This window comes from Aeribacillus sp. FSL W8-0870 (assembly GCF_037963755.1).
In the GTDB taxonomy this organism is placed as follows: Bacteria; Bacillota; Bacilli; order Bacillales; family Aeribacillaceae; genus Aeribacillus; species Aeribacillus composti.
Genome location: NZ_CP150165.1, coordinates 3712098 through 3737510, shown reverse-complemented (window position 1 = coordinate 3737510; position 25413 = coordinate 3712098). Strand labels below are relative to the sequence as shown.

General features: G+C 38.8%; 27 protein-coding genes. 26 read left to right on the top strand and 1 reads right to left on the bottom strand.

What is annotated here, in order from left to right; genetic code table 11:
• The first annotated feature begins 110 nt into the window (after nucleotides 1–110).
• From hpaD to NSU02_RS17945, 17 genes are all read left to right on the top strand, one after another.
• Complete coding sequence (gene hpaD, locus NSU02_RS18025; protein ID WP_063388855.1) at nucleotides 111–1091, top strand: 3,4-dihydroxyphenylacetate 2,3-dioxygenase; 981 nt, start codon at nucleotides 111–113, stop codon at nucleotides 1089–1091.
• Nucleotides 1092–1117: 26 nt separating this feature from the next.
• Complete coding sequence (locus tag NSU02_RS18020) at nucleotides 1118–2542, top strand: aldehyde dehydrogenase family protein (RefSeq protein WP_144597408.1); 1425 nt, start codon at nucleotides 1118–1120, stop codon at nucleotides 2540–2542.
• 25 nt (nucleotides 2543–2567) lie between these two features.
• The gene (locus NSU02_RS18015) at nucleotides 2568–3044 is read left to right on the top strand and encodes a flavin reductase family protein (RefSeq protein ID WP_144597410.1); all 477 of its coding nucleotides are present in this window, start codon (nucleotides 2568–2570) and stop codon (nucleotides 3042–3044) included.
• A gap of 4 nt (nucleotides 3045–3048) precedes the next feature.
• Nucleotides 3049–3933, top strand: coding sequence for an FAD synthetase family protein (locus NSU02_RS18010; RefSeq protein WP_158640170.1), 885 nt, complete (start codon nucleotides 3049–3051; stop codon nucleotides 3931–3933).
• Between the two features lie 105 nt (nucleotides 3934–4038).
• Nucleotides 4039–4956: a 2,4-dihydroxyhept-2-ene-1,7-dioic acid aldolase gene (hpaI, locus tag NSU02_RS18005; RefSeq protein WP_130156668.1), complete on the top strand. Its 918-nt coding sequence runs from the start codon at nucleotides 4039–4041 to the stop codon at nucleotides 4954–4956.
• A 49-nt stretch (nucleotides 4957–5005) separates the two neighbouring features.
• Nucleotides 5006–5797 carry a fumarylacetoacetate hydrolase family protein gene (locus tag NSU02_RS18000; RefSeq protein WP_339193468.1) on the top strand — a complete coding sequence of 264 codons (792 nt, stop codon included), beginning with the start codon at nucleotides 5006–5008 and terminating at the stop codon, nucleotides 5795–5797.
• Nucleotides 5794–6528, top strand: coding sequence for a fumarylacetoacetate hydrolase family protein (locus NSU02_RS17995; protein ID WP_066252144.1), 735 nt, complete (start codon nucleotides 5794–5796; stop codon nucleotides 6526–6528). The genes NSU02_RS18000 and NSU02_RS17995 overlap by 4 nt, the downstream gene beginning before the upstream one ends.
• Before the next feature lie 56 nt (nucleotides 6529–6584).
• On the top strand, nucleotides 6585–6971 hold the full coding sequence (locus NSU02_RS17990) for a 5-carboxymethyl-2-hydroxymuconate Delta-isomerase (protein WP_063388848.1): 387 nt from the start codon (nucleotides 6585–6587) through the stop codon (nucleotides 6969–6971).
• A gap of 22 nt (nucleotides 6972–6993) precedes the next feature.
• On the top strand, nucleotides 6994–8508 hold the full coding sequence (hpaE, locus tag NSU02_RS17985; protein WP_339193466.1) for a 5-carboxymethyl-2-hydroxymuconate semialdehyde dehydrogenase: 1515 nt from the start codon (nucleotides 6994–6996) through the stop codon (nucleotides 8506–8508).
• A 56-nt stretch (nucleotides 8509–8564) separates the two neighbouring features.
• Nucleotides 8565–9221, top strand: a complete 657-nt coding sequence (locus tag NSU02_RS17980; protein WP_063388846.1) for a GntR family transcriptional regulator — start codon at nucleotides 8565–8567, stop codon at nucleotides 9219–9221.
• Between the two features lie 379 nt (nucleotides 9222–9600).
• The gene (locus tag NSU02_RS17975) at nucleotides 9601–10788 is read left to right on the top strand and encodes an ABC transporter substrate-binding protein (RefSeq protein ID WP_066252139.1); all 1188 of its coding nucleotides are present in this window, start codon (nucleotides 9601–9603) and stop codon (nucleotides 10786–10788) included.
• Between the two features lie 76 nt (nucleotides 10789–10864).
• Entirely contained in the window at nucleotides 10865–11746 is an 882-nt protein-coding gene (locus NSU02_RS17970) for a branched-chain amino acid ABC transporter permease (RefSeq protein WP_063388844.1), read from the top strand.
• A gap of 13 nt (nucleotides 11747–11759) precedes the next feature.
• The gene (locus NSU02_RS17965; RefSeq protein ID WP_144597425.1) at nucleotides 11760–12812 is read left to right on the top strand and encodes a branched-chain amino acid ABC transporter permease; all 1053 of its coding nucleotides are present in this window, start codon (nucleotides 11760–11762) and stop codon (nucleotides 12810–12812) included.
• Entirely contained in the window at nucleotides 12805–13581 is a 777-nt protein-coding gene (locus NSU02_RS17960; RefSeq protein WP_144597427.1) for an ABC transporter ATP-binding protein, read from the top strand. The genes NSU02_RS17965 and NSU02_RS17960 overlap by 8 nt, the downstream gene beginning before the upstream one ends.
• Nucleotides 13581–14318, top strand: a complete 738-nt coding sequence (locus NSU02_RS17955) for an ABC transporter ATP-binding protein (RefSeq protein WP_066252126.1) — start codon at nucleotides 13581–13583, stop codon at nucleotides 14316–14318. Before NSU02_RS17960 ends, NSU02_RS17955 begins: the two co-directional genes overlap by 1 nt.
• Before the next feature lie 102 nt (nucleotides 14319–14420).
• Nucleotides 14421–15755 (top strand): aromatic ring-hydroxylating dioxygenase subunit alpha, encoded by a 1335-nt coding sequence (locus tag NSU02_RS17950; RefSeq protein ID WP_144597429.1) that lies wholly within the window; start codon nucleotides 14421–14423, stop codon nucleotides 15753–15755.
• Nucleotides 15748–16248 (top strand): 3-phenylpropionate/cinnamic acid dioxygenase subunit beta, encoded by a 501-nt coding sequence (locus NSU02_RS17945; protein ID WP_144597431.1) that lies wholly within the window; start codon nucleotides 15748–15750, stop codon nucleotides 16246–16248. The genes NSU02_RS17950 and NSU02_RS17945 overlap by 8 nt, the downstream gene beginning before the upstream one ends.
• 379 nt (nucleotides 16249–16627) lie before the next feature.
• Here NSU02_RS17945 and NSU02_RS17940 read toward each other — a convergent pair whose 3' ends face one another.
• Entirely contained in the window at nucleotides 16628–17263 is a 636-nt protein-coding gene (locus NSU02_RS17940; RefSeq protein ID WP_094244352.1) for a hypothetical protein, read from the bottom strand.
• Between the two features lie 221 nt (nucleotides 17264–17484).
• Between NSU02_RS17940 and NSU02_RS17935 the strand changes: the two genes are divergently transcribed.
• From NSU02_RS17935 to NSU02_RS17895, 9 genes are all read left to right on the top strand, one after another.
• Nucleotides 17485–17964 (top strand): V4R domain-containing protein, encoded by a 480-nt coding sequence (locus tag NSU02_RS17935; protein ID WP_144597435.1) that lies wholly within the window; start codon nucleotides 17485–17487, stop codon nucleotides 17962–17964.
• Between the two features lie 61 nt (nucleotides 17965–18025).
• Nucleotides 18026–18505, top strand: coding sequence for a hypothetical protein (locus NSU02_RS17930; RefSeq protein ID WP_144597436.1), 480 nt, complete (start codon nucleotides 18026–18028; stop codon nucleotides 18503–18505).
• Nucleotides 18506–18549: 44 nt separating this feature from the next.
• A complete protein-coding gene (locus tag NSU02_RS17925) occupies nucleotides 18550–18732 on the top strand; it encodes a hypothetical protein (RefSeq protein ID WP_144597438.1) in 183 nt (60 codons plus the stop codon).
• Between the two features lie 147 nt (nucleotides 18733–18879).
• Nucleotides 18880–19083 carry a hypothetical protein gene (locus tag NSU02_RS17920; protein ID WP_144597440.1) on the top strand — a complete coding sequence of 68 codons (204 nt, stop codon included), beginning with the start codon at nucleotides 18880–18882 and terminating at the stop codon, nucleotides 19081–19083.
• A 561-nt stretch (nucleotides 19084–19644) separates the two neighbouring features.
• Nucleotides 19645–19812 (top strand): aspartyl-phosphate phosphatase Spo0E family protein, encoded by a 168-nt coding sequence (locus tag NSU02_RS17915; RefSeq protein WP_082829641.1) that lies wholly within the window; start codon nucleotides 19645–19647, stop codon nucleotides 19810–19812.
• 276 nt (nucleotides 19813–20088) lie between these two features.
• A complete protein-coding gene (locus NSU02_RS17910; protein ID WP_339193462.1) occupies nucleotides 20089–20805 on the top strand; it encodes a 5-formyltetrahydrofolate cyclo-ligase in 717 nt (238 codons plus the stop codon).
• A gap of 250 nt (nucleotides 20806–21055) precedes the next feature.
• The gene (locus NSU02_RS17905; RefSeq protein ID WP_094244358.1) at nucleotides 21056–22009 is read left to right on the top strand and encodes a MoxR family ATPase; all 954 of its coding nucleotides are present in this window, start codon (nucleotides 21056–21058) and stop codon (nucleotides 22007–22009) included.
• A 5-nt stretch (nucleotides 22010–22014) separates the two neighbouring features.
• The gene (locus tag NSU02_RS17900; RefSeq protein ID WP_339195845.1) at nucleotides 22015–23217 is read left to right on the top strand and encodes a DUF58 domain-containing protein; all 1203 of its coding nucleotides are present in this window, start codon (nucleotides 22015–22017) and stop codon (nucleotides 23215–23217) included.
• The gene (locus NSU02_RS17895) at nucleotides 23217–25382 is read left to right on the top strand and encodes a DUF4129 domain-containing transglutaminase family protein (protein ID WP_339193461.1); all 2166 of its coding nucleotides are present in this window, start codon (nucleotides 23217–23219) and stop codon (nucleotides 25380–25382) included. Before NSU02_RS17900 ends, NSU02_RS17895 begins: the two co-directional genes overlap by 1 nt.
• The last annotated feature ends 31 nt before the right edge of the window (nucleotides 25383–25413 follow it).

The following is a 25413-nucleotide window of genomic DNA, read 5'->3' as shown; positions in this document are numbered from 1 at the left end:
TAGCGAGTTGAACTTGACTTAATATACAATATCATATATGATTTTAGTGAACTATATTTTTCTGAAAATTTTCTATTCTCGGGGGAATTTAATAGGGAGGGACTTTCAAGATGGTAGATTTTAATATTATTCGTTGTGCAAGGGCGGTACTGTTGGTGACAAATTTGGAGGCTTCACGCGATTTTTATGAAAACGCTTTAGGGTTCGTTGTGACAGAGGCTGATGAAAACCATTTATATCTCAGAGGGTATGAGGAACATAATCATCACAGCCTGGTGTTGAAAAAAGCAGAGCAGCCTGGTGTGGAAGCGATCAGTTACAAGGTTTATTCCGATGAGGATTTAAACAAATTATATGACTATTTTCAACAAAAAAATATGAATCCAAAATGGATAGAAAATCAGCATGCAGTTGAAAGGGCTTTCCGTGTGCAGGATATTTCAGGTCTTCCAGTTGAGTTTTTTGCCAGAATGGACACGGTCGAAAGGCTGCTGCAAAGATATGACTTATATAAAGGAGCAAGAATACAGCGAATTGACCACTTTAATTGCATGGTGCCGGATGTACAAAAAGCATATGACTTTTACGTAAAAGAGCTGGGGTTTGCGTGCTCTGAGTATACCGAAACAGAGAATAATGAATTATGGGCTGCATGGCTGCATCGAAAACCTAATGTGCATGATTTGGCGTTTATGAATGGAAACGGCCCTCGTCTTCACCATATCGGCTTTTGGCTGTCGGATCAACTTAGTCTCATTCATGCCTGTGATGTGTTAGCGGCTATGGGATATGCGAAAAATATAGAAAGAGGCCCTGGACGCCATGGTCTTTCAAACGCATTTTTCCTCTATTTGCGTGATCCAGATGGACATCGAATTGAATTATACAATGGAGATTACTTGACAAGCGATCCGGATTTTCTGCCGATTCGCTGGGATATAAATGATCCAAGACGCCAAACATTTTGGGGGCATGAAGCACCGGACTGCTGGTTTAATGAAGCATCACAAGTATTTGATATTCATAGCGGAGAGTTAGTTGAACTAAAAGAGCCAAGTGTGCAAAAGCTAAAACCTGATTTTGTCATTTAATTTTAAGTAAGAAAAGAGAGGTAACGATGAAAAGAAAATTGTTTATTAATGGAAGTTGGGTAGGAGCAGAACATTATGCTCCTCTTTCCTCTCCATATGATAAAAAAGTAATTGCAGAAATTCCAATTGCTTCAGAAGCTGACGTTGAAAAAGCGATCGAAGCCGCACATAACGCCTTTCTGAAAATGGCGAAAATGCCAAAGCATGAACGCGGACATATTTTGGAAAAACTGGTGATGCTTTTAGATAAGAGGAAAGAGGAAGCGGCAGAAATTATTGCAAAAGAGGCGGCGAAGCCAATCAAAACAGCATTAGAGGAAGTGCAAAGAACCATTCAAACATACAAATTTTCGGCTGAAGAGGCAAAAAGAATTCATGGTGAGGCACTATCATTAGATGCGGCGCCCGGCGGGGAAAATCGGACTGCTTATACGGTTCGTGAACCGATCGGTGTAATAGGAGCTATCACTCCGTTTAATTTTCCAATGAATCTAGTTGCGCATAAAGTAGGACCGGCCATTGCCTCCGGAAATACGATTGTCTTAAAGCCGGCCTCCCAAACACCGTTATCTGCTTTCTTTATAGCTGAATTATTGCAGGAAGCAGGACTGCCTGATGGTGCATTAAATGTTGTAACAGGAAGCGGCAGCATCGTTGGCAAAAAAATCGTAGAAGATGAGCGGGTTAAAATGATTACGTTTACAGGAAGCCCGCAAGTCGGAAAAGAGATCAGAAATAAAGCAGGCTTGAAACGTGTCACGCTTGAGTTAGGTTCCAACTCGGCTTTGATCGTAGATGAAGGAATTGATGTTAAAAGCATCATTCCAAGATGTGTTAAAGGGGCTTTTTCTAACCAAGGGCAAGTATGCATCTCGCTGCAAAGAATTTACGTACATGAACATGTATATGATGAGTTTGTCAATGCATTTGTGAAAGAAACGGAAAAGCTGACAACAGGAGATCCGCTGGATTTTCAAACAGATGTTTCAGCGCTGATTTCCGAACATGATGTAATCCGTGTCATCAGCTGGATCGAAGAAGCTAAAAAAACAGGTGCAATAGTTGCAACAGGGGGAAATGCGAAAGGAAATATTGTCGAACCGACGGTTTTACTCAACACAAAACCTGATATGAAAGTTTCCTGTCAAGAAATTTTCGGCCCTGTAGTGTTAATCGAAAAGGTTTCATCGATTGAACAGGCTGTTGAGTATGTAAATGATTCCCGGTATGGACTGCAGGCAGGGATTTATACAAAAAATATCCACCATGCTTTATATGCGGCTGAAGAGCTAAAAGTAGGCGGTGTAATGATTAATGATATCCCGACGTTCCGAGTCGATCATATGCCATACGGTGGAGTGAAAGAGAGCGGAATGGGGAGAGAAGGAATTAAATATGCGATTGAAGAAATGACGGAGCTAAAATTAATCGTGATAAATCGGCAAGTATAAAAAAGCGTAAAAAGAGGTGTGTAACATGGATGATCGCACGTTTCGAAATGCAATGGGGAAGTTTGCGACAGGAGTCACTGTTATTACGACTGCCCTAAATGGGGAAGTACGCGGAATGACGGCAAATGCATTTATGTCTGTCTCTTTAGATCCTAAACTAATTCTCATTTCAATTGGAGAAAAAGCAAAAATGAATGAAATCATTAAGCAGACAGGAAAATTTACAGTAAATATTTTGTCTGAAGAACAACAAGATTTATCGATGCTTTTTGCCGGCCAATTAAAAGAGAAACAAAATGTTACTTTTGATTGGGTCGGTGATCAACCGGTGCTGCCCAATTCGTTAGCAAATATTTTATGTGACGTATACAATACACATGTTGCCGGCGACCACACTTTATACATTGGAAAGGTGACTGACATTTATATGAAGGAAGGTGACCCATTGTTATTTTTTGAAGGAAAATATAGAAATTTGGCTAGTCATGCCAACGCGGGGTGAATGGATGGAAGTCGTTTATATTAACAATTCCAAAGTATTAGCGGAATGCAAGCCCGAGCCGTGTGTCATGGCAGTCGGCTTCTTTGATGGAGTGCATTTAGGACATAAGAAAATCATTGAAAAAGCGAAAGAAATCGCGCAAGTAAAAAAACTAACATTTGCCGTGATGACGTTTTTTCCACATCCAAGTCAAGTCATTGAAACGGATAGAAAAGTTATCTCCTATCTGTCGCCGCTTCCTTCCAAAATGGAAATCTTTTCACAATTAGGGGTAGAGAAACTGTATATTGTAAAATTCGATAAAAATTTTTCTGAATTATCCGATCAAGACTTTGTGAATCAATACTTAAAAGGCTTGATGTGCAAACATGTCGTTGCCGGCTTCGACTTTACGTATGGTTTTAAAGGAAAAGGGAATATGGAGAAGCTGAAAAACGTTGGAACGGGATTTTTTGATGTGACGACTATTCCGAAAATCCAATATAAACAAGAAAAAATAAGCTCCTCCATGATTCGGAAGCTGCTAGAGTCAGGCCTTGTAAATGAAATACCTCATTATCTTGGGGATTATTATCGTGTTTCATGTTTAGTCAAATCGATGGAACGAGGGGATGCTGACAACAATTTTATTTTTAAAGCGCAAATCGATCATGATTATTTCCTGCCTAAACCGGGAATTTATAAAATCCAAATAGAATTCAATGAGACATTTTACAACGGTTTATGCCATATAACGAACAAAACATTAAAACCTTACTTATTTGAGGGTGTTATTGACGGATTGGATAGAATAGCAGAAAAAAATAATGTCCAATTGAGGTTCATAGAACAATTGCTTGATCGACCAGTTGCTGCTGCTTATGATCTTTTTAGCCGAACAGTCATATAATAATTTATAGTTGAAATCATATATGATTATATATATAATAAAAATAAATTAATGAGATTTGAAATATTCAGATAATAATCATTTTGTTCAGGAGGTTGCTTATATATGTCTTATAACGAAATAAAGCAAAGATTAAGAGGATCGATTGCTCCTGTTGTTACTCCATTTGATGCGGAAGGCAATATTGATTTTGAAACGATGAAAAATTTAATCAACTGGCAAATTGAAAGCGGCAGCCATGGGATTTCAGTGACAGGAACTTCTGGCGAACCCAGTTCATTAACAACGGAGGAACGCAAGCAGGTAATGGAGCTGGCGAAAAAAACAGTGAATGGCCGAGTCCCGTTTGTTCCGGCAACAGGATCGACTAATCATGATGAAACACTTGAACTAACGAAATTTGCACAAGAAATTGGCGCAGATGCTGCGATGGTCATTGTTCCGTATTATAATAGGCCGTCCCAGCATGCGTTGTATAAGCATTTTAAAGCAGTAGCTGATTCTGTAGATATTCCGATCATTATCTACAACATCCCAGGGAGAACAGCTGTAAATTTAGAGGTCAAAACAATGGCTCGTTTAGTGGAGGATTGCCCGAACATTATCGGTGCAAAAGAATCCAATAAAGATTTTGAGCATGTGAATCGGGTGCTGCTTCATTGCGGAAGAGATTTTTTACTATTTTCGGGAATCGAGCTTTTATGCTATCCAATGCTAGCAATCGGGGGAGCAGGTTCTATTAGTGCAACGGCTAATGTGGAACCGGCAAAAGTTGCGGAATTGCATGATGCTTGGTTTGAAGGCGATATAAAGAGAGCTCAGGACCTCCATTTCGAGTTAATGGAATTAAACGATATTTTATTTGCCGAGACAAATCCGGGACCTGTAAAGGCGGCGCTTGGAATGATGGGAAAAATCACGCCGAAATTAAGATTGCCTCTTGATTTGCCTGCGGAGGAGCTTCAAGAAAGAATTCGGCAAACGCTGCAAAAATATGGTCTTTTAGAGAAAGTAAAAAATTAAGGCAAGCTAAAAAGGGCTGATGTATTGCGCCTGCTAAGGAGTGAATTGGATGGGCAATGCAGTAGTGAAAATTTTTGGAATGCCAAATATAACGGAAGCCGAAGTGGATCCAGAAAACAATTCAATTTTTTTAAATGGAACTCAATATCACGTCAATCAGCTTTCTTGGGAGCCTCCGGTTTCAGGTACGATTTACGGTGTCCTTTTGAATTATCAAGGCGCCTTTCATCGATATCGTGAGCAAATGGCACATTCACCATATAACGAACCACCGAAAGCGCCAATTTTATATATAAAACCGATTAACACATTAAGTGGCTACAGGAGCCCCATACCATTGCCTGAGGATGCAGACGAATTAGAAGTAGGGGCAGCACTCGGCGTGGTCATTGGGCGTACTGCCACTAAAGTAAAGGAAGAAGAAGCCTTTCAATATGTTGCTGGATATACAGTTGTGAATGATGTAGCAATTCCACACGAAAACATTTATCGTCCGGCGATAAGGGAGCGGGCAAGAGATGGATTTAATCCGGTTGGTCCGTGGATCATCAAAAAGGAATCGATAGATGATCCTGATTCATTGGACATTCGCGTTTTTATCAATGGAAAGCTTGCGCAAAAAAATAACACGAAAAATTTCATCCGGCCAGTTGCTCGGCTGCTGGCTGATATAACAGAATTTATGACGCTTTATCCAGGAGATGTGCTGCTGACAGGTGTTCCTGAGCAAGCGCCTTTAGTAAAGGCAGGAGACCATGTTCGCATAGAAATTGAAGGTGTAGGCAGTCTAGAAAATACAATTGTTCATGAAGCGGATTATGTGAAGGGGGCTGTGCGATGAAACGAGCTAGAGTTGCTATGAACGGCACCATTTATGAAGCAATTGAAGATAACGGCTTCCTTCAACTGAATGATCATCGTAAAGTGACAGAAAAGGACGTAGTCTGGCTTCCGCCTGTAAGCCCGCGGACTGTTTTTGCATTAGGTTTGAATTATGCAGATCATGCTAAAGAGCTGTCATTTCATGCACCAACTGAACCGCTTGTGTTTCTAAAGGGACCGAATACGATTGTTGGGCATCGATCTGAAACGAAACGTCCTCCTGATGTAGATTTTATGCACTATGAATGTGAACTGGCAGTGGTAATCGGAAAAATGGCGCGTAATGTCAAGGCTAGTGAAGCGTATGAATACGTCTTAGGATATACGGTTGCAAATGACTACGCTGTCAGGGATTATTTAGAGAACTATTACCGGCCGAATTTGCGCGTGAAAAATCGCGATGCATTCACCCCGATAGGCCCTTGGCTTGTCGATAAAGAAGATATACCAGATCCGATGAACTTGGTCCTTCGTACTTACGTTAATGGAGCGTTAGTGCAGGAAGGAAATACAAAAGATATGATTTTTACAATCCCTATGTTAATCGAGTATTTAACTAGCTTTATGACCTTAAATTACGGGGACATAATTCTCACAGGAACACCTAAAGGAGCGGTCAATGTTAATGTTGGCGATGAAGTGATTACAGAAATAGAAGGGATTGGACGTTTAATTAATCGAATTATATGAAGCTGTCATTCAGAATCTTTTCTCCGTCACCAACACTTTAAAGGAGAGCTGACGTTATGCCGCATTTTATTTTAGAATATACCGACAATATCAAAAAAGAGGCAAAAATTCCAGAGCTGCTGAAAAAAGTTAATGATGTGCTAATTTCCAAAAGCGATATATTTCCAATTGGAGGCGTGAGATCTAGAGCCATTGAATTGAAAGATTATTGTGTTGCTGACGGCTCTGAGGATGATGCCTTTGTCCACGGTACGCTAAAGATTGGCGCTGGGCGTACTGAAGAGGATAAAAAAGCAGTTTGTGATGAGATCTTTGCAGTGATGAAAGATCATTTTTCGATCCTTTTCAAAAGGAGATATCTTGCATTGTCTTTAGAACTATATGAATTTAGTGAATTTGGAACGTACAAATATAATAACATTCATCAGCGCTACAAAAATTAATTGCATACTTGGAGGAATCGAAATGACCACATATAAAGTTGGGAAAGTTCTTCATTATATCAATGGCAAGTTTGTAGAGGGAGTTGCAGGGAAAAGCTTTGAGAATATTAATCCCTTTAATAATGAAGTAATCAATGAGGTAGCGGAAGGATTTGCAGAAGATATTGACTTAGCAGTAAAAGCTGCCAAAAAAGCTTTTGCTGACGGCCCTTGGGGAACAATGTCGGTAGATGAAAGAATGAAGTATATTTTACGAATTGCTGCATTAATTGAAGAAAATGCGGAAGAAATTGCTTATTTGGAATCTCTAGATACAGGATTGCCAATCAGTCAAACGAAAAAGCAAGCATCCCGTGCAGCTGAAAACTTTCGATTTTATGCACAAATGGTAAAAAGCCGCATGGTAGGAGAAGCGTATAAAGTAGACGGAGATTTTATTAATTATACTATTTACAAGCCAATTGGGGTGGCAGGTTTAATTACGCCATGGAACACTCCGTTCATGCTGGAAACATGGAAAGTGGCTCCGGCGTTGGCAACAGGCAATACGGTTGTCCTAAAACCTGCTGAATGGTCGCCGCTGACTGCTAACAAGCTGGCTGAAATTATTCATGAAGCGGGACTGCCAGAGGGAGTTTTTAATATCGTTCACGGCTTTGGGGAAACAGCTGGCGCGTCCCTCGTGAGACATTCTGATGTCCGGCTTATTTCCTTTACGGGCGAGACGACAACAGGTGCCGAAATAATAAAAAATAGCGCAGATACGTTGAAAAAAACCTCTATGGAGCTAGGAGGAAAATCTCCTGCAATTATCTTTGCCGATGCTGATTTGGAAAAAGCCTTGGATGCTGTCGTTTGGGGAGTATTTTCTCTTAACGGGGAGCGCTGTACAGCCAATTCGCGGTTGTTTTTGGAAAAATCGATTTATGATTCCTTTGTTGAACGGCTGAAAGAGCGTGTGCAAAATATTTCGGTAGGGGATCCATTGGATTCTTCAACAGAACTAGGGCCGCTAATTCACAAAAAACATTGGGAAACCGTTTTAAATTACATTGAAATAGCTAAAAAAGAAGGGGCAGAAGTGTTTTCAGGGAACGTTCCGCAATCATTGAAAAACGGCAACTTTGTTCCACCGACACTTCTTCTGAATTGCCATAACGGTATGAAAGTTGCTCAAGAGGAAATATTCGGACCTGTCATGGCAGTCATACCATTTGAGACTGAAGAAGAAGTCATAAAAATGGCTAATGATGTAAAATATGGGCTGGCTGCTTATGTATGGACAAACAACTTGAAGCGCGGACACCGAATTGTCCAATCGATTGAAAGCGGAATGGCTTGGGTAAACTCACAAAACGTCAGGGATTTAAGAATCCCGTTTGGCGGAACGAAATATAGCGGTATTGGCCGAGAGGGCGGACATTATAGTTTTGATTTTTATACAGAGATTCAAGTAATTCATGTGGCGATTGGAGATCATCACATTCCTCAGTTTGGTAAATCAAAAAAAGCCGAAACGATTTCGGCTCAGCAATAATAGAAAGCTAACTCGTTTTGCTTGTTAGTATATATTCTTTAATATATGATATAAGTATGGAACAGAAGGTAAAAAATAAAACACAAATTGCATATGATTATATTCTTTCACGAATTGAAAATGGTGCTTACGGGCCTGGATATCGAATAGTAATCGATCAAATTGCAAAAGAGCTGAATTTAAGCAGCATCCCTGTCAGAGAAGCGATCCGCCAATTGGAAGCAGAAGGCTTAATTCAATATAAGCCGTATAGCGGAGCAGTTGTAAGCAATATCAACGAAAAAGAGTATTTGCAAACCATTTCGGTTTTGGCGGTGCTAGAAGGCTACGCGACTGTTTTAAGTTCTAATATTATAAAGGAGGAGACGATCAAAAAATTAGAAGAATTAAACGAAAAGATGAAACAGTCGCTGCAAGATTTTGAATTAGAGCAATTCAGTGAATTAAATTATCAGTTCCACACCTTAATATATGAAAACTGCGGCAATAACTTTTTAGAGGAGCAGATTAAGCAAATTTGGCAGAGGATGAAGCGGATACGGACTTATGGTTTCACACTCGTTCCGAAGCGCTCTAAAGAGTCCATTAAAGAGCACGAAGAAATTATTCGATTGCTTCGAGAAAAGGCTCCGCCCAACCAAATTGAGGAATTTGTCCGCCAACACAAATTAAATACAGCAGAAGCATTCAGAAATCGGCAAAAATTTTCATAATAAAACAATTTCGAACAAATTCAACTGATCAAACTCAGTTGGATTTGTTCAAGGAAATTTTTTTGGCTAATATCATATATTATTTTATATATATTAATAGATAACAAGATCAAATTCTAAACCCTTGTTGTGAAGAAAATCAATAGATGAAGCTTCTTTCTCTACAAGTGGATTTTGAATGAGTAGAAAATGCTAGGAGGAAGAAAAGATAGAATTTTTTAAATATTTGAAACCATATCTTAAATCATATATAATATTATTGATGATTTGTTGGTCAAAGGAAAGGGGTGGTCCTCTGATTTCACTAATATGAAAGCGTTGTCACTAAGAAAGATAAAGCTTTTAAGGAATTTTGCCAAAAATAAAGGAGGGGGTTACGTTGAAAAAATTTGTTTCGTTGATCATTTTGATGTTATTTCTCTCTATGCTGGCAGCATGCGGAAATTCTGAAAGCGCCGGTGGAAAAAATAATGATTCCGGTGGTTCCGATGTCATTAAAATTGGTGCTATTTATTCAGCTTCGGGCGGCGGTGCTCCTTTAGGAAAATCACAGATGGAAACGGTAAAAATGCTGGTGGAGCAAGTAAATGAAAACGATGGAATAGATGGAAAGAAAATAGAGCTGATTGCCTATGATGATAAGTCCGATCAAAATGAAGCCGTGCTGTCTATGAAAAAATTAATTGAGCAGGATAAAGTATTGGCTGTTGTTGGGGGTACGCTAAGCGGAAATGCTTTAGCAATGGTGCCGCTTGCGGAAAAGTCAAAAACTCCATTCATTGCATCAGCTACAAGTAAACAAATTGTAAAACCTGATGATAATTCTTCACGGGACTGGATCTTCAAAACGACACAAAGTGATGATGTAGTAATTCCTAAAATTTTAGCCTATTTGAAAGAAAAAAATTTAACGAAAATTGCCTGGCTGAATGTTGCCAACCAATACGGCACAAGTGCTCATGAAGAATTTAATCGCCTGAAAGGTGAATACGGCATTGAAGCTGTTATTGAAGAGGAATTTGAAGCAACTGTTGATGATGCGAAAGCGATGCTGACTCGCGTAAAGAAATCAAATCCACAGGCAATTATCGTTTGGGGAACTGCTCAGGAGTCTTCAGTTATTACGAAAAATCTCCATCAATTAGGAATGAAACTTCCCATTATTGAAAGTCAGGGAATTGGTACTAAAGAGTTTATTGAGTTAACCGGAGAAGCAGCGGAAGGAGTTATTTTTCCTGCAGGGCGTTTAATTGTCGCTGAACAATTGCCGGATAATGATCCGCAAAAAGAAACACTTATTAAGTATAAAGAGGATTTTAAAGCAAAATTCAACTACGACGCAAATACGTTTGGAGGCCATACTTGGGACGCATTCTATTTATTAGTGAATGCAATTGAAAAAGCCGGAACTGACAAAGAAAAAATTAGAGAACAGCTCGAAAATACGAAAAATTTTGTTGGAATTTCCGGAATATTCAATTTTTCGAAAGATAATCATACTGGCCTTGATGAAAGCAGCTTAGTTATGGTTCAAATCAAAGACGGCAAATTTGTCATTGCAGAATAATGCTGTAAAGGGATCTTCAACGATTAAAAGTACGGGGAAGATCCCTAAAGACCAAAAATAGAAGGGAAGTGTGGGAATGGAACTGACCAGCCAATTTATTCAGTTAATTTTTTCTGGACTGACCATTGGAAGCATCTATGCACTGATTGCTATTGGATTTGTCATTATTTACAACATAACCGGCCTTTTAAATTTAGCACAAGGCGATTTTGCCATGCTGGGTGCACTTACTTGTATTTCGTTTGTCAATATGGGCTTTCCATTAATTATTGCAATAGCAGTAAGTGTTGTCATAGTCACGATTATCGGTGGTTTGTTCGAAAGGTTGGCAATTTATCCTGCAAGAAATTCATCAACCGCAACACTTCTTATTATTACGATAGGTGCAGCTTTTGTATTTCGGGGAATTAGCATTTTAATTTGGGGAACTCAGCCTTTGGCGCTGCGTCCTTTCTCTGGAAATCAGAATATCAATTTTTTGGATGCTACCATTCAGCCGCAAAGCTTATGGGCTATCGGCATTTCCTTATTAAGTTTAGCTGTCCTTTACTACTTTTTTAATAAAACCTACTTAGGAAAAGCGGTAACAGCTTGTGTTGTCAATCGTTTTGCAGCAAGGCTAATGGGAATCAGCCCCCAAAAAATGTCGTTTTGGGCAGTATCCATTAGTGCTGGTCTTGGAGCGCTCGCAGGAATAGTGATTGCCCCCATTTCGGGTGCTTCGTATGATATGGGAATCATGATTGGCTTAAAAGCATTTATTGCTGCAGTAATTGGAGGGTTGTCAAATGCACCTGCTGCTATTGCCGGAGCATTTTTAATCGGAATATTAGAATCTTTTACGGAAGGATATTTATCTTCAGGATATAAAGATGCCATTAGCTTCACTCTTCTTTTAATCGTATTATTCTTCATGCCAAATGGATTGTTCTCGAAAGTATCAGGAAAACGTGTTTAGAGGAGAGGAAAAAATGGATAACAATTTAACGAAAATATACAACAGGAGTTTGAAAGGTCCTCTTATCTTTTTTGTCGTTATTATGCTTCTTCCTTTTATTTTTCAATCAAATAATTATATTTTAAGTACTTTCATTATGATCGGTTTTTACTCATTGGTTACGACTGGACTGACGCTATTAATCGGATATGCAGGGCAAATTTCCCTCGGGCATGCAGCTTTTTACGGTATTGGTGCCTATACCTCTGCATATTTTACGGCTACATTGCAGATGCCTTCCTGGATAGGAATTTTAGTTGGGGCGATTATTGCATCACTCGTTTCTTTAATCATTGGTATTCCAGTATTTAAACTAAAAGGGCATTATTTAGCCTTAGCCACTCTTGGATTTGGAGTGATCATATTTACATTTTTTAAAGAGTGGAAAACAATAACTGGAGGATTAAACGGGTTTTTTGGCATACCTCCTTTAAGCTTATTCGGCATTTCATTTTCAACAGATTTTCAATTTTACTTCTTAATTTGGATCTTTGTCTTTTTAGGAATTTTCTTTGCGCGCAATATTGTTCAATCAAGAGTCGGAAGAGCTTTAATGTCTATCCATGGCAGCGAAATTGCTTCGGAAGCAATTGGTATAAATATTAATAAATATAAATTGCAAATTTTTGTATTAAGCGCCGTTTATGCTTCAATTGCTGGAAGCTTATACGCACACTATGTCACCTTTATAAATCCTCAATTGTTTGAAATGATGACATCTATCTACTTTTTAATAATGGTTGTCATCGGTGGGATAGGGAATATTTGGGGCGGATTGATCGGAGCAGCGATATATGTATTTTTAGGAGAATTGTTGAAAGATATTGTACCGAAAATTATTCCCAATGCTAGCGGGGAATTCGAAATTGTATTTTTCGGCGTGCTGCTTGTAGTTATTTTAATATACATGCCAAATGGAATTTCAAAAGCGATCTTTCATTTTATCAAAAGAATCACTTCAAACTTTAAAAATAAACCAGTTTCAGCATTTTCAAAGAAGTCAACGGGAAGTGATATTCATGACTGAGGAAACATTATTAAAAGTCGAAAATCTTTCAAAATCATTCGGCGGTGTAAATGCCGTTGAAAATGTTTCGTTTGAAGTGAAAAAAGGGGAAATTGTTGCTGTAATAGGTCCAAATGGCGCCGGCAAAACAACCCTTTTTAATTTAGTGACAGGTGTCATCCCTGCAACAAGTGGAAAAATAACCTTTAAAGGCGTTTCCATCATCGGGAAAAGACCTTATCAAATTGCAAGTCTAGGGATGACAAGAACATTTCAAAATTTGCAAGTATTTAATAATATGACCGTCATCGAAAATGTGATGACAGGAAGCCATATAAGATTAAAAACTGGAATTTTAAGCTCAGGCCTGCGATTGCCGAACGTTTATAAAGAAGAAAAAGAGGTAATGCAAAAAGCATTGCAATGCCTTGAACAGGTCGGTATTGCTGATTTAGCTTTTGAACGAGCTGAAACATTGCCTTATGGAAATCAAAGATTATTAGAGATTGCCAGGGCAGTAGCTGCAGAGCCTTCATTTATTTTACTGGATGAACCGATGGCCGGGCTGAATCCGCAGGAATCCCGCAATCTAGTGAATGTACTGAAAAATATGAGAAAACAAGGGATGACATTTTTATTTGTTGAACATGATATGGAAACGGTGATGTCGATTGCAGATAAAATTGTAGTTCTTGACTATGGGAAAAAAATTGCGGAAGGAACGCCTGAAGAAATTTCAAGCAATCCTAAAGTTATTGCAGCCTATTTGGGAGAGGAGGAAGCAATCTAATGTTAGTAGTAGACAACCTTCATACGTACCACGGATATTTGCACGTTTTGAAAGGGATTCACTTTGAAATAAAACAAGGCGAAATCTTTGCGATGGTAGGGTCAAATGGCGCCGGGAAAAGCACCCTTCTTGGAACAATAGCAGGCATTTATAAACCGAGATCAGGAACCATTGTATTTGAAAATGAAGAAATTTCTTATGGTAAAGTAGAAAAGATCGTTGAAAAAGGCATTTGTCTTGTCCCGGAAAGAAGACAAATTTTTGATGATCTTTCTGTTAAGGATAATTTGCTGTTAGGATCTTATCACCGATATAAAAATGACAAAAAAAGTGTTATGGAGGATTTCGAGCAAGTTCTAGACTTTTTCCCTAAATTAAAAACAATGTTGGATCGACCGGGCGGATTGTTGAGCGGCGGCGAGCAGCAAATGGTTGCCATAGGCCGCGGGCTGATGGCGAAGCCAAAACTAATGATGCTGGATGAACCGTCTTTAGGATTGGCTCCGCTTATTGTCAAAGACATTATGAATATTTTAAAGCAAATGAAAAAAACATTTGGAACGACCATTTTGTTAATTGAACAAAACGTCAAAGCAGCTTTGCAAATTGCAGATCACGCTTGTGTATTGGATCGCGGAGAAATTGTCATTCAAGGAAAAGCGAGCGATTTGCTGGAAGATGAAAAAATAAAAGATACGTATTTAGGTATAAGCAAAAAAGAAAGACTAAAGCTTTAGTATAAACAACAGGTCTGTACTAACCTAACTTGCCCAAAAGCCGGGAGTTTGGCGGCATAGTATTCCGAATATTCCAATAACCAAAGGAGGAAGGGAACGGATATGAGAACGATAGATTGGAAGGAAGTTGAGAAAAATATAGAAAACGGCCGATTTCCTCAATGGTTAGTTACAGATCCGGAAATATACGAACTAGAAAAAGAAAGAATTTTCGGCAGAACATGGCAGTTTCTGGCGCACGAATCGGAATTAAAAGAACCAGGAAGCTTTGTTACGAGGATGATGGTCGATGACCCGATTATTTTAGTGAAAAATAAAAATGGAGAAATCAACGCATTTTTGAACTCTTGTTCTCATAGGGGTGTTCGTTTGTGTACAGAAGATTATGGAAATAAAAAAGCATTTTCATGCCCTTATCATGGCTGGACTTATAATTTAAACGGTGAACTGATCGGGGTTGTTGCAGGGAATAAAGTATTTGGGGAATCGATGGATAAAAGCGAGTGGGGACTGCGCCCAGTTCCTCGTGTTGAAAGCTATCAAGGAATGATTTTTGGAAATCTTGATCCTGACGCTATGTCTTTAGAAGATTATTTAGGCGAAATGAAATGGTATTTTGATATAATGCTTGGCCGGAGCGACGGAGGGATGGAAGTGAGGGGAGTCCCTCAACGATGGGTGGCAAAAGCAAATTGGAAAATGACAAGTGAAAATTTCGCGGCAGATCCTTACCATGTTCAAACGACTCATAGATCCGCCGTGGAATTGAAGCTTACACCGAGCGATCCTTTGTATGCATCATATGGACATCAAGTTGTTTTGTCAAACGGACATGGAATTAATGTAATTACATCTGCTACTGGAAGATCGAATAACATATACCAAGGTATGCCTGAATCGATGTGGTCGATGTTTGAGAAAAATTTAAATAAAGAACAATTGGACATTTTTTCTAGAGTTCAAAATTTTGTTGGCGGAGTTTTTCCAAATCTATCATTCTTAAGCTCTTGCAGCGGAACAGAAGGAACAAAGTATAATCATCTTCAATTTAGAGTATGGCGGCCGTTAGGGCCCGATCAAGTTGAAATTTGGATTTGGTATATGATTGATAAGGCGCTGCCGGAAGATTATAAGGAAAAATCGTACAAAGGCTTTATTGCAACGTTTGGCGCGGCAGGTACTCTTGAACAGGATGATACGGAAAATTGGGCTCGCATTGTTGAGGCCAGCCAAGGGTTAATGGCAAGAGATCGAAATCTCAGCTACAACAATATGCTCAACTACTTAATGGGATTAGATTACTTAGATCCGGATGAGAATTTTCCGGGACCGGGAAAAGCGTACCCAACTTGCTATACAGATCATATTGCAAGAAGTATGCATAAATACTGGCTGGAGCTGATTACGAAAGAGCCAGAGGTGAAATCTCATGAATAGTGATATTCAATATGAAATTTCTCAATTTTTATATTATGAGGCCTATTTGCTTGACCACCGAAAATATCGGGAATGGCTTGAATTGCTTGATGATGATATTCAATACACGATGCCCCTGCGGGTAACTGTTGATAACAAAATGGGAAGCAATTTGAATACTGAAATGACTTATTTTGCAGATTCGAAAAAGGACATAGAGATAAAGGTCGAAAGACTTTATACGAAATCAGCCTGGGTTGAAAACCCGCCTACAAGGCAGAGGCATTTTATAAGCAATGTGGTCGTTGAGCCTTGCTTTAGCTCTAATGATTATAAGGTTAGAAGTTATTTTCTATTTAAGCGTAGCCGAAGTTCAGAAGCAAAAACCGAGGAATTGTTCGGAGAAAGAGAAGATATTATTCGAAAAGTGAATGGAAAATGGAAAATAGCAAAACGAACTGTGTATCCAGATCAGTCCGTATTATCAGTCATGAATGTTAGTATGTTTTTATAAAAAACGTGTATGTGCCAATATATTTTTTTTGCCCATTTCCCGAATTATCAACATATTTAGGCTGTTTGCTGCTTGATTTCTGTGCAGAAGAAAATGATTGGAAAGGATTTATGAAGCTTCTATATTTTCTGTAAAGGCGGAAATAGCTTAAAGGAAATGATAGATTTGCTGATATTCCAATCGTTTAGTTTATGATTCGAAATGTTTAACGGCTTTTTTTGCTTTGATTACATTGGGCATAAATTTGACAGCTTGCCATGTTTAGATGCATAAAACGCGAGAGAGTTATATTAGCTCCCTCGCATCGGGCATTCATTCATGATGTACTAGACTTAAAAAATGAATGATCGTGTGTTCGTCTTCATGAAAGCTCATTTTATCATTTGCCTTCCAGCTGTTGTTTTATAACTTCCAGCGTCCAATATTTCGGCGGTTTTTCTGCTTCTAATTTTGCCAAGCATTCCCGGTGGATTTCGGCAACTCGTTCTGGTGTGATGATGTCAGCAGGATCCACTTCTACAATTTTTACTGTACTTTTATCTTCGTAAAGATGCTCTCCCTTAAGTCTCCCCGTTTCATCATACGGCCATAAAAATACTTGACGGCTTGAGTAATGATAAATTTTGTCCGGATCATCTACTTCAAATCCTAAATCAAGCAATCCTTGGCCTTTAATTAATTGGTGGAAAGTCAGTTCATCTGCAATTCCCCAATCAGCCACAGCTAGCAAGTCATCAGAATGCCAAAGTACTGATTTTGATGCAATATGATAGAAGTTGAGGACTCCTTCTTTTCCTTCAATAACAGCAGGCTCGCTTCCCCAAGTAACACGATAAACGGGGTGATCGACCATCATATCGGAAGAAACAATTTCATTGAACATGCCGGCGCCTTCCAGATGAACGTGTCGGCGGAAGTTTTCAAGAATCGCAATATGCAGTGGATTGGTTGTTTTAGCCAGCAATTCTTCAACGGGTTTCATGCAATTATAAATTTGTTCTTCAAATTTATTCATATTATTCTCCCCCTCTTTTTGTTAACGCTTACATTTTTAACAGAATCAATTCTGTTCATTACTGATATCTTATATAAAATTTCCTGAAAATTTATTAAATATTATGATAATTTTGATAAAAAATGCTAATAGTTTGTGGTGAGGGGGACGGAAATGGGGGAAGTTTTAGACTCCAACGAAATGATGAAATTTTTGCCTGAATCTGGGCAATCTTAAATACTTTGCGAAATCATTTAATTTCAGCTTTAGGTCTCGACAGAGCTAAAGGTTTTTTATTACGGTATGGCTGGGATTGCGGCAATAATTTTTCAAATCATTTAAGAAGGAAAGATGCTTATCATACGCTGACATTGAAAGAACTGTTTATCGCTGGTTCGCATATGCACGGCATAACGGCTGATTTAGGCATTTCAGTTAAAGAGCTGCATATCGACCCTGTAACAAAAGATTATTATTCAGAAGGCTATTGGAAGCATTCACAAGAAGCTGAACACCATATTGCCACCTTTGGATTATCTTCTGATCCAGTATGTTTTACACTAATAGGATTTGCAGGCGGATATGTGAGCAATCAGTTGGGTAGAAAAGTAATTTTTAAAGAAGTTGAGTGTGAAGGAAAGGGTGATCCGCATTGTCATTGGATTGCCAAACCGGTTTTAGGATTGGGGAGAAGAAATCGAAAAAGAGCTGCCTTATTATGAAGAGGAAAATTTAGGACAAGAGCTAGACAAAGCTTTTATAAGGATAGAAAGGCAGAAAGAAATGTTTAAGAAAGCTCTTATGATTATTGAAAAGTTGACAAATTCGCTATTAAATGGGTGTGGACTAAAGGGGATATTGAACACTTTAGCGGTTGAGATGAATTGTGCTCTTCTGCTGGAAAACTCTCACCGTCAGTTGATTGAAGCGAGCGATTCGCTTCGAAAAATTTATTTAAACAGCGCTGATTATGTGAGGGAGAAAGTGGAAACAGTAGATATAAAAGAAAAATGTAATACGAATCGGATAAAAGTTTCTTCAGCAAAAGGCTATACATTTGAAAAATTAATATCTCCTGTTTTTGTAAGAAACAATATTTTTGGTTATGTTTCACTAATTCGTGAATCAGAAGGCTTTTCGGAATTGGACTATATCGTCATTAAAAAGGCGGCATCCATTTGTGTTATGCAAATAATAAATGAAACTTCTGCGTTTGAAAACGAACAACGAATTAAAAAGAGAATTGCTGAACGCCGTTTTTAGGGGGGGAATTTTCAGAAGAGGAGCTTACTTACCGATTAAAATTAATGGGATACAATCTTAATCAACCGCAATATGTGTTTTTGTTTCATCTGGACAGCAGCCAAGAGTTTAATCGAAAAGAGCTTGAAGATTCGCTTAATCATTATAAAACTGCAGCAGCTGAAAGCTTAAATAAATTGATCAAGCAGCAAGGTTTAGCATGCATAATGACAACAAAAGTCAATTAGCTGATTGCTGTTATTCCTGAAGATTTTATCCGTCAATTTTCATCTGAAGTTTCATGCGGGCAATGGCTAATTGATCAGATTTTCTCCGAGATTAAACCTTTTGAAATGAAATTGGGGATCAGCAGTTTATGTCAGCAAGCATCAGATTTGAAAAAAGGATTAAAAGAAGCAGAAAAAACAATTAAGATTATGAAGTTTTCTAAAAGCAATGCGAAAGTCAAAGCATTTAAGGAGTTTTTAGCGGTTGCGGAGTTAATATGCTCTGAAAATTTACCGGAAATGGAAGCCTTTGCACATACAATGCTTCAAAAAATAAAAAACTACGATGACAAGCATGCTCAGATTTATTAGAAACGCTTTATTGGTATGTTGAAAATAACGGACATCTATATAAAACAGCCGAAAGAATGCATGTTTCATTAGGGTCTGTTCGTTACCGACTGAAGAGGATGCAAGAAATTGGCGGGTTTGATTTATCGTCGAGCCAAGGCTTCTTTGATGTTCATGCTGCGGTCAATATTTATCTTTTCTTAGGGCTCATTGAAGTCAAAATGAAATAAAGCGCAAGTTTTATAATCATGACAATTTGTCCAATAAACTCTACTCCCTCTTGCACGCTCAGGCTGCTTCAGAGGATTTTCATCAGAAAATACAATCCATTCAGGAAATTTACAAAAATAATTATCCGATTTTTTAAGTGAACGCTATTTTAAAAATTTTACAATGGGTTTATTGTGCTAGGAACGTTTTTTTCTACACGGTGGAGAAAATAAACCCCAATACTTTTTAAATGGGGGAATTTACCCCCTTCTTCCGCAAATTTCTTCAATAAATTACAAATCTTTACATTATTCGTAAGAGTATGGTACTATTAATACTACTAAAACTCGTAAAAAATGGGGTTACTGAAAAATGAATAAAATGAATATTCTATCTATTAAAATAGAAAATGAACGAGCATATATGATTTCATTGGCTGAGAAATATGGATATACATCTGAGGTTGTGTTAAAAATCAGCCAGGAACTTGATAAGCTGATTCATCAATACCAAATCGAGCTCTTAAAAAAAACGAAGTGAACTTGGCAGTATTGATAAAATGATCTCCCATCTTGAATCAAAATGGTATCTACCTTTCAGCTTTCAAATTGGGCAATCGTAAGAATGGCAGCTCTTTTGATTTTCCGACACATATTTTAGATTCCCGGAGTATACCGCTGTTCTTGTTCTATGAGCCCCAAGATAGAATATGAAAACATCATCTTTTCGTTTGTCAATTGGCTGTTTTTACAAAGTTTCACCACTGCTTTTTTATTTGTAAAGGTTAAATCACGGCGCAGGAAGAAGGTTTAGAAGATGGATAAACAGGCCGTCAGGGAAAAAATATGGACTCAGCTTGAAAAAGAGAAGCTTGGACGCTTTCCGTTTCCGCTGAAAAATAGAATTCCAAATTTCAAAGGAGCTGAACAAGCTGCAAAAATTGTTGCTTCGATGCCTGAATATAAATTGGCAAACGTCGTAAAGGTGAACCCTGATGCTCCGCAGCTTCCAATTCGGACGAAAGTGCTAATTGATGGAAAGACTCTTCTTATGCCAACTCCAAGATTAAAATCCGGTTTTATCATGGTGAAGCCTGAATGGGTGCCAAAAGGAGAAGAGAGAAAAGCCGCCAGCTTGAAACATATGAATACGTTCGGAAGGGAGATCTCTCTCGATCAGCTGCCAACTATTGATTTCATCGTGGTTGGATCGGTTGCAGTCCATAGGGACGGGCGCAGAATTGGAAAAGGCGAAGGATATGCTGATCGCGAATATGCCATTATTCGGGAGCTTGGGCAGCCTTCTGTTCCTGTCGTCACGACTGTTCATAGCATTCAGCTGGTAGAAGACGATTTTCCTATTGATCCGTATGATTTGACGGTTGATTGGATTGCTACAGAAAAAGAATTGATCAAAACGAACACTCCTTATTCAAAGCCGGAAGGAATCATTTGGGAACAAGTAAGTGAAGAAGAGAAAGAACAAATGCCTGTTTTAAAAGAAATTTGGGCAATGCTATACAAGCGTTCTTAACGATCATTCCCTTGCATTTACTTTATTTAGCATGACGTCATCCCATTCATTTAGAAGCAGGAAAACTAGGAATACTCCACATAAAATTTGTGAAAATTCTAAAATTTATATTCCTGCTTCTTTTCTCAGAAGAAAACGGAACAATGTACAATAAATTTTAAACAGTTTGAAAACGAATCGTTTTTTTCTGCTATTAGGCAATTGTATAATAGAGTTAGAAGTGCAGATATGATGATTGGGAGGCCTATAAATGCAAGGGGAGACGATGCATCCAAAATTAGAAAAAATTGTCGAAAATGTTGAAAAAGTTATTGTAGGAAAGAGTGAACTGGTCATTTTAAGTTTGTCGGCATTGCTTGCTGGAGGGCATGTGCTTCTCGAAGATGTACCCGGAGTTGGAAAAACGATGATGGTGAAGGCATTGGCAAAGTCTGTTGGGGCTGATTTTAAAAGAATTCAGTTTACACCTGATTTACTGCCTTCAGACGTTACTGGAGTATCGATATATAATCCGAAAACGATTGAATTTGAATACCGACCAGGACCGATTATGGCTAATATTATTTTGGCCGATGAAATAAATCGAAGCTCGCCAAAGACCCAATCCGCCTTGCTTGAAGGCATGGAGGAAGGGAGTGTCACCATTGATGGCGTGACAATGCCGCTTGAAAAACCTTTTTTCGTTATGGCGACACAAAATCCGGTTGAGTATGAAGGAACTTATCCGTTGCCGGAGGCTCAATTGGATCGATTTTTGCTAAAACTGAAAATGGGCTATCCTTCCGTTACAGAAGAAGTAGAAGTGTTGACAAGAGCTGAAAAAGGACAGCCGCTTGATGAACTAACGTCAGTCATCACCAAAGACGAACTAACGGCACTTCAGGAAGAAATCAAACAAGTATATGTAGATGATACGATTAAACATTATATTGTAGACATCGTAAATAAGACGCGGAACCATGATTCCGTCTATTTAGGAGTCAGTCCCCGTGGTTCTGTTGCGCTTATGAAGGCATCTCAGGCGTATGCGTTTATTCATGCCCGAGATTATGTGATCCCCGATGATGTTCAATATTTATCCATGCATGTCCTGCCTCATCGCATTATTTTAACATCTGAAGCGCGTTATGAAGGGAAAACAGCTGAACAAATCATTGAAGATATTCTTGCCGAAATCCCTGTGCCTGTAGTGAGGTCGCTGTGAAATCAATGAAAAGCTTGCTAAAAGGCACACGGCTGGCGTGGAACCTTGCTTTTTTAATATTGCTTGTGGCGGCTTCCTTTGCATATGCCATGTTTCAAGGAGGATTTGTCAGCTGGTTTTTATTGTATTCATTGCTGCCGTTTGTTGTTTATTCTGTTGCGTTGGCTCTCTATCCGCTGAAGAAGCTGCGAGTTCGGCGCAAATTAACTAAAACAGAATTCCAAGCAGGTGAACCGCTTGTTTGTACTATCGAAATTGAACAGCCGTTTCCCTTCCCTTTTTTCTTTGGAATCGTTGAGGATGTCCTTCCTGAAAAGCTGAAAAATTCGGGATCAGCGAAGATTGTATTGTTTCCTTGGTGGAAAAAACGTTTTTCATTCCAATATTCGTTATCTAATCTTCCGAGGGGATCCCATCATTTTGAAACAGTGCGATTTAAAACAGGAGATTTGTTTGGAATCATTGAAAGAGAAAACATTTATTCGGCAAAAAATCACATGGTGGTCTATCCGCCATTTTTTGAGTTTCAGTACCGTCCCCAACAACTTTCACTTGAAAAGGATGCAGGTTTTGCCAGAACACGATATATAAAAGATGTTTCGATTGTTGCTGGGGTAAGGGAATATGAACCGGGAGATAAATTATCGTGGATAGACTGGAAGGCGACAGCGAGACGCCATTCGATCATGACAAAGGAATTTGAGCAGCTGAATAGCCAACAAATTGTTTGTTTCATCGATCGAACAAAGTCATCGTCATTTGAAGAGCTTATCTCATTTACAGCTTCGTTCTCTAAAGCAGTGCTCAAAAACGGTTCCAAGCTCGGGGTAGTTTCGGTTGGGAAAACGAAGAAAGTTTTTCCTATATCAAATCATGAGCATCATTGGAAGCATATCCTGTATCATTTGGCAGTGGCGGATTGCGATGGTGAGGACGAGTTTATCAACCAGCTTTTAGAGGAATTGAACAAATGGGGACAGCATTCATTTATCATGATTATGACAAGTCATTTACACCCTTCCTTGATTGACAAGCTTCTAGCGTTTCCGAAGCCGCGTCATGTCACCATTTGGCATGTGACAAAAGCGGTTGAAAAGCCGAGAAGAGATCAAGAACTAATAGATAAATTGCGGCGGCATTCGATAACTGTCCGCACTGTTGACGCCGGCATGTTCCGAGATGCAGCGCAAAGGGTGGGAAGCCGATAATGAAACAGCAAATCGTTAACTTTTGTTTATATTTGCTATCGTTTATTTTGCTGTGGGAATGGCTGCGGCCGCTTGAATATTCGACTGATTCTATCTATACCGTTATTTTCGTTATATTTATCGGAATTTCTCTCTTTTTTACATTTATGCAGCTAAAATGGTATATCTCGTATCCGGTTAAATTATGTTATATTTTCTTTTTTATTCATCAGCTGTTTTACAACGGCTCTGTTTTTGAAATAGGATGGATATTAGAATTTATTCATGATCTTCGCTATAACTTAAACTTGATCACCGAAAGGTATTTCGGCGGAATGACTCCTCCATTCCGGACGTTTCTTTTCTTTGTATTATTGTGGCTGCTTGTCTATTTATTAAACTATTGGATTATTCAGAGAAAAAGAATTTTATTATTTTTAATTTTAACTATTACGTATGTGGCAGTATTAGATACGTTTTCGCCATATGATGCAACTTATGCGATTATACGGTTAGCGGTGGTTGGATTTTTCCTTTTAGGTCTTCTGTATTTTGAAAGGATGATTTTTACGGAGAAAATTCCGTTTAGGTCTATTTTGTATTGGAAATGGATTGTGCCGCTTTTGGCAATGATTGTTGTTTCCGCTGCGATCGGGTGGCTCGCTCCGAAAGCGGCCCCCCAATGGCCAGACCCTTTACCGTATTTTTCGAAGTATAAACAGGACGGAGAAGGGGAGCATTTGTCAAATTCGGTTGTCAAAAAAATCGGTTATGGTACTAATGATGAGCAATTGGGCGGTCCGTTCATTCCAAACGATGCACCTGCTTTTCGGGCGTATGTAGAAAGACAGCATTATTGGCGAGTTGAAACAAAAGATGTTTATACAGGAAAAGGCTGGATTACAAGCGACAGACAATTTTCCATTGCAAATGGATTTATCGGTCCGTATTTAAACTTGGCGAGTAGTCAGGTTCAAACGGAACAGCTTGTTTCGACTGTAGAAATTGAGCGCGAATATCCATATCAGCATATTATTTATCCGCTTGGATTGCAGGAAATTTCAAGTGATGCTGATCAATACCGCATCGATCATGTTACGGAGAATATATTCCCAATGTTTAATGAATCGGGGGAACGGCTTTCCAGTTATTCTTTGAAATATTCTTATCCCTTGTTTGAAATTGAAAAATTGCAGGCTGTTCACTCGAATGAAGGTGCTCCAAAAGAATTGGTTGAACGATATACGCAGCTTCCCGCAAGCCTTCCGGAACGCGTGAAAAATCTCGCTGTGGAGATTACAAAAGATAAAAACAACTTTTATGATAAAGCCAAGGCGGTTGAACAGTATTTTTTGAAAGAACCGTTTGTATATGAAACGAATGATGTGGCTGTCCCGGAATTGGATGAAGATTATGTCGATCAGTTTTTATTTGAAACGAAGAAAGGATATTGCGACAATTTTTCAACATCTATGGTTGTTCTTCTTCGGTCTGTCGGAATTCCGGCGCGCTGGGTAAAGGGATATACCCCAGGGCAGTTTGTGGAAACGACAAGCGAAGGATTGGAAGTGTATGAAGTAACTAGCAACAATGCCCATTCGTGGGTAGAGGTTTATTTTTCTGGAATTGGCTGGGTCCCTTTTGAACCGACGATCGGTTTTTCCAATCCGCAGGAATTTGCACATCAATCAAATGAAAATCAACAAGATTCATCCGCTGCCGAACAGGAACAAAGTCAGCCGCTTGAGGAAGAAAGTCAAGAACAAATCGATACGGATGATGCTAAGCAGCCAAAGGAATTCCCTTTTTCGCTATCACCAGCTGTTATTGTCTCCATCGGTTTCATCTTGTTTATAGCGGCATGTGTGTTAATACTTTTCAAAACGAGAAATAAATGGATGACCAGTTGGATGACTAGCTTCTATAAATGGAATCATGATGAAAAAGATTTTTTGAAAGCATACAGGCTTTTGCTTAAATCTCTGGAAAGATGTGGCTACAAACGGGAAAACGGGCAAACGTTAAGAGAATATGCAAAACAGATTGATCAAATGTTTGGAACAAATAGTATGTCGCAATTAACTTACATTTATGAGCGGGCGCTGTATCGGGGCGATGATCCAAGCAAGGAATGGGAGCAATCGAAAGAATTATGGGAAGATTTAATCAAAAAAACAACTTCTTGACCGGGTCTTGATCACTTGGTATGATAAGAAA